General features: G+C 75.0%; 1 protein-coding gene. It reads left to right on the plus strand.

The window, feature by feature from the left end:
- Positions 1–4,418: thioester reductase domain-containing protein (locus BEK98_RS50615; RefSeq protein WP_244202285.1), on the plus strand; the 4,418-nt coding region annotated here is incomplete at its 5' end.
- Positions 4,419–4,847 lie beyond the last annotated feature (429 nt).

Raw genomic sequence — 4,847 nt, forward strand, 5'->3', positions numbered from 1 at the left:
AGTACCGCACCGTCCTCAAGAGCGTCACCTTCCACGCTCCGAAGATCCCGGTGGTCTCCACCCTGACCGGCCGGCCCGCGACCGGCGACGACCTGCGCCACCCGGACTACTGGGTACGGCAGGTGCGTGAGGCCGTCCGCTACGGCGATGCCGTCATCGCGATGGAGGAGCAGGGCACGCGCACCTTCCTGGAGATCGGGCCCGACGGTGTCCTGACCGCGCTCAACCGGGGTGTCCTCGCCGACCGCCCCGGTACCCAGGCCCTCGCCCTCCAGCGGCGCGGTCGTACCGAGCCGCACACCCTCGTAGAGACACTGGCCGAACTGCACCTCTCCGGTACGGCGGTGGACTGGGAAGCCTTCTTCGACGGCTCCGGCGCCCGCCGCGTACCCCTGCCGACCTACCCCTTCCAGCATCGGCGCTACTGGGTCGACGCCGCCGAGTCCGCCGCCGACACCGGAGGGCTCGGCCTCGACACGGCCGATCACCCCCTGCTCGGCGCTGCCCTCACGCTCGGCGACAGTGACGAGACGCTGTTCACGGGCAGCCTGTCGGCGCGCACTCATCCCTGGCTCGCGGGACACAGCGTCGCCGGGCAGCCCGTCGTCCCGGGCGCGGTGCTCGCCGAACTGGCGATCCACGCGGCCGACGAGACCGGCTGCACGGAGGTCCACGACCTCGCCTTCGACGAACCCCTCGCACTGCCCGCCCAGGGCGCCCTGCGCCTGCAGATCCGCGTCGGCCCCGCGGACCCGGCCGGGCGCCGCACCCTCGCTGTGCACACGCGCACCGAGGACCCCGGCGCCTCATGGCTCCGCCACGCCCACGGCACCCTCGGCCAGGCCCCGCTCACCGGACCCGCGACCCCCGGCGAACGGCAGTGGCCGCCCGCCGACGCCACCGCCCTGACTCCGGAGGACGTGCACGAGCGGCTCGCCGCCGGTGGCACCTCGTACCCGCCCGAACTGCTGGAGTGCCTGACCGGGGTGTGGGAGCACGCGGGGGAGTACTTCACCGAGGTACGGCTTCCGGACGAACTCGCGGACCAGGCCGACGGCTTCGGTCTGCATCCCGCGCTCCTCGACGCCGCCCTGCGTCCGCTGCTCGGCCCGTCCCGCGCGCCGCTGCGCTGGCGAGGGGTACGACTGCACGCGGTCGGCGCGCGTGAGGTGCGGGCCCGGGTGATCCCGGACCCGGACACGGGTGACTGGGCGCTGCACCTGACCGACCCGGCCGGCCGGCCGGTCGCCGAGGTCGCCGCGATCACCCCGGGCGAGCCGGACCCCGGCGCGCTCGCCGCCGCCCGCACCCGCGACCACGACGCGCTGTTCCACGTCGACTGGACACCTCGCCCGCTCACGCCCGCCCAGCTCCACTGGGCAGACCTCGCCACGGACGGCACGGACCCCGGCCCGGCCGCGCTGGCCGCCGCCGTGTCCGCCGGCGCGCAGATCGACGCCGTACGGGTACGCCTCGCCTCGCCGCCCGGCAGTACGCCCCCCGACGCGGTGCACACCACCGTCGGGCGGGCCCTGGAACTGGCCCGGCAGTGGCTCGCCGAGGACGCCCTCAACGACCTCCCGCTCGTCGTGCTCACCAGCGGTGCCGTCGCCACCGCCGAGGGCGAGGACGTCCGCGACCTGGGCGCCGCTGCCGCCTGGGGCCTGCTGCGCTCGGCCCAGTCCGAGGCACCCGGCCGCATCGTCCTGGCCGACGTACCCGACCCGGACGCCGCCGGTCTGGACACCGTCCTGTCCGCCGTCGTCGCCTCCGGCGAACCGCAGGTCGCCGTGCGTGACACTCCATCCGTCGACCCTGGGCACACCGCCGGCCCGCAGGTCCTGGTGCCTCGCCTGATCCGCGCGGCGCGGCCCGGAGCAACCGCCATGCAGGCCGGGGGCTTTGGTGGCAACGCGCCGACCCTGTCGGGCGGGGAGTTCGGTGGCACGGTACCGACCGCGTCGGTCGGGGACTTCGACGGCATCGTGCAGCCGGCGTGGGCCGCGTCTGCTCAAGGCTCCGGCGGCTTCGTGCCGACCGGGTCGGTCGGGGACTCCCGCAGCATCGTGCCGACCGCGTCGGCCGATGATTTTGACGGCATGGTGCAGACGGAGTCGGCCGCGCCCGTCTGGGACCCCGACGGCACCGTGCTGATCACCGGTGGCACGGGCAGCCTCGGTGCGCTGTTTGCCCGGCATCTGGTCACCGAGCGGGGGATACGGCACCTGCTGCTGGTCAGCCGGCGCGGCCCCGAGGCACCCGGGGCCGAGGCGCTGCGCGCCGAACTGGCCTCGCTCGGCGCCGCCGTGACCGTCGCCGCCTGCGACGTCTCCGACCGGGACGCCCTCGCCGGCCTCCTGGCCACCGTCCCCGGTGAGCACCCGCTGCGCGGCGTGGTGCACACGGCGGGCGTCCTGGACGACGGTGTCGTCGCCGCCCAGACCACCGACCGGCTCGCCGCGGTACTGCGGCCGAAGGCGGACGCGGCCTGGCATCTGCACGACCTCACCCGCGACCTCGGTCTGACCGCGTTCGTCACGTTCTCCTCGATCGCCGCGGTCGTCGGCGGACCCGGCCAGTCCACCTACGCCGCCGCCAACGGCTTCCTCGACGCGCTCGCCCGGCACCGCGCCGCCCACGGCCTGGCCGCCACCTCCATCGCCTGGGGCCTGTGGGCACAGGCCTCCGAACTGACCGGAAACCTGACCGAGACCGACCTCAGGCGCATCGCCCGCAGCGGCTTCCGCCCGGTCGAGACCGAGCAGGGCCTCGCCCTGTTCGACCTCGCTCTGCGGCTCGGCCGGCCCGACCCGGTGGCCACCCCGCTGGACGTGGCCGCACTTCGCGAACAGCCGCGCGTCCCCGCCGTACTCGGCGCACTGGTCCGCGTCCCGCGCCGCGGCACCGCGCAGGGCGCCGCCGACACCGGCCCCTCCCTGCGTGACCGGCTGGCCGGCCTGGATACGCGGGAGGCACGACATGCCGAGGTCCTCGCCGCCCTGCGTACGGAGACCGCCCGGGTCCTCGGCCGCTCCGGCACCGACGACATTGCCGCCGACCGTTCCTTCCCGCAGCTCGGCCTCGACTCGCTCACCTCGGTCGAACTGCGCAACCGGGTCGCGGAGCTGACCGGTCTGACCCTGCCCGCCACCGTGGTCTTCGACCACCCGACCCCGCACGACCTGGCCGCACACCTGCTCACCACACTCACCCCGGACACCGGCGCGGACGACACGGACGCCGACACCGACGAGGACTACGCCGCCGACATCCACCTCCCCGCCGACATCCGTCCGGCACCCGAGGTCGTACGCACGGTGGCCGAACCGCGGGAGATCCTGCTCACCGGCGCCAGCGGCTTCCTCGGCGCCTTCCTGCTGCGCGACCTCATGCGCACCACCACCGCCCGGATCCACTGCCTGGTGCGCGGCGCCGACGAACGCGCGGCACACCGGCGGCTGCGCGACAGCCTGGAGTGGTACCGGGTGTGGGACGACGTGGACGAGGAGCGGCTCGCCGTCGTCGTCGGAGACCTCGCCGAGGAGCGGCTCGGCCTGAGCGAGGACCGGTTCGACGACCTCGCCCGCCGCGTCGACGCGGTCTACCACGCGGGTGCCTCGGTGCACTGGCTCAAGCCCTACCGGGCGCTCCGCGACGCCAACGTGCACGGCACGGTCGAGGTGCTGCGGCTCGCCGCGCGGCACCGCACCGTCCCGGTCCACCACGTCTCCACCGTCGGCGTGTTCGACGGACCGGTCACCCCGGGCGTCCCGCTGAGGGTCACCGACCCGACCGGGCCGGCCGAGGCGCTGCCCAGCGGCTATCTGCGCAGCAAGTGGGTCGGCGAGCAGATCGTGGACCTGGCCCGGGAGCGGGGCCTGCCCGTCTCCGTGTACCGGGTCGACGTGATCTCCGGCGACCGGGACAACGGCGCCTGCCAGACCCGTGACTTCGTCTGGCTCAGCCTCAAGGGCCTGCTCCAGGCGGGGCTCGTCCCGTCCGGCGTCCCGGGCCGCTTCCATCTGCTGCCGGTCGACTACGTCAGCGCCGCGATCCTCGGCATCTCCACCCGGCCCGCGGGAGCGGGCGGTACCTACCACCTGTTCAACCGCGGCTCGTTGAGCCTCGCCGACTGCGTGACGTATCTGCGCCGCCTCGGCTACCGGCTCGCGGAGACGGACCGGGAGCAGTGGCGGGCGGCGCTGCACGCGGACCGGGACAACGCGCTGCTCCCGCTGCTGCACGCCTTCGAGATGATGACCTCCGACACCGACGCCTTCTACCCGGCCCTCGACACCACCGAGACCGAGTCCGCACTGACCGGCACGGGCATCACCTGCCCACCGCTGACGGAGGAACTCTTCGGCAGGTACGTAGGGTTCTTCGTCGAGAAGGACCACTTCCCGCCCGCCGACTGAGCCCATGCGGGCCGGCGGCCGCCGTCCCATGCGGGCTTGCTGCCGCCGTCCCATGGGGACTGGCTGCCGCCATGCCATCCGGGCTGGCGGCCACCGCCCCGTGCGGACCGGCTGCCGCTGCCCCATCCCGACCGGCTGCTGCGGTGCCATCCGAGCCGGCTGTCGCTGTCCCATGGGGATCGGCGGCCACTGCCCCATCCCGTCCGGCTGCCGTCGTGCCATGCGGGCTTGCTGCCGCCGTCCCATGGGGACTGGCTGCCGCCATGCCATCCGGGCTGGCGGCCACCGCCCCATACGGACCGCGTGCCGCTGCCCCATCCCGACCGGCTTCCGCCGCCCCTCGGACCGGCCGCCGCCCCACCCGGACCGGCCACCGCGCCACCCACCCGGACCCGCCGCCCCCGCGCCACCCACCCGGACCCGCCGCCC

Source organism: Streptomyces diastatochromogenes (genome assembly GCF_002242805.1).
In the GTDB taxonomy this organism is placed as follows: Bacteria; Actinomycetota; Actinomycetes; order Streptomycetales; family Streptomycetaceae; genus Streptomyces; species Streptomyces diastatochromogenes.